Raw genomic sequence first — 603 nt, forward strand, 5'->3', positions numbered from 1 at the left:
TCGGGGCGTAGCGTAGTCCGGTCATCGCGCCTGGTTTGGGACCAGGAGGTCGCAGGTTCGAATCCTGCCGCCCCGACTTATAAAATTTAGGGTGCGTAGCTCAGCTGGATAGAGCATCTGCCTTCTAAGCAGACGGTCAAAGGTTCGAATCCTTTCGCGCTCACTTAAAGACTTACTGGAAACAGTGAGTCTTTTTTGTTTTTTATTTACCCCCAAACAACCAATGATTAATCAAATTGGATAGACCATCCCGATTTCAATCGGGACGGTCAAAGGTTCGAATCCTTTCGCGCTCACTTAAAGACTTACTGGAAACAGTGAGTCTTTTTTGTTTTTTATTTACCCCCAAACAACCAATGATTAATCAAATTGGATAGACCATCCCGATTTCAATCGGGACGGTCAAAGGTTCGAATCCTTTCGCGCTCACTTAAAGACTTACTGGAAAACAGTGAGTCTTTTTTGTTTTTATTTACCTTCAAACAACCAATGATTAATCAAATTGGATAGGCCATCCCGATTTCAATCGGGACGATAAAGGTTCGAATCCTTTCGCGCCCACTTAAAGACTTACTGGAAAACAGTGAGTCTTTTTTGTTTTTG

The 603-nt window shown here is 43.0% G+C and carries 2 tRNA genes; both read left to right on the plus strand.

Features of this window, described 5'->3' with window-relative positions:
* Position 1: 1 nt before the first annotated feature.
* A tRNA-Pro gene (locus REB14_RS24170) sits at positions 2-76 on the plus strand.
* Between the two features lie 13 nt (positions 77-89).
* Positions 90-163: transfer RNA gene (locus tag REB14_RS24175), tRNA-Arg, on the plus strand.
* The last annotated feature ends 440 nt before the right edge of the window (positions 164-603 follow it).

Origin of the sequence: Chryseobacterium metallicongregator (assembly GCF_031324065.1) — a bacterium.
GTDB classification, from domain to species: Bacteria; Bacteroidota; Bacteroidia; order Flavobacteriales; family Weeksellaceae; genus Chryseobacterium; species Chryseobacterium metallicongregator.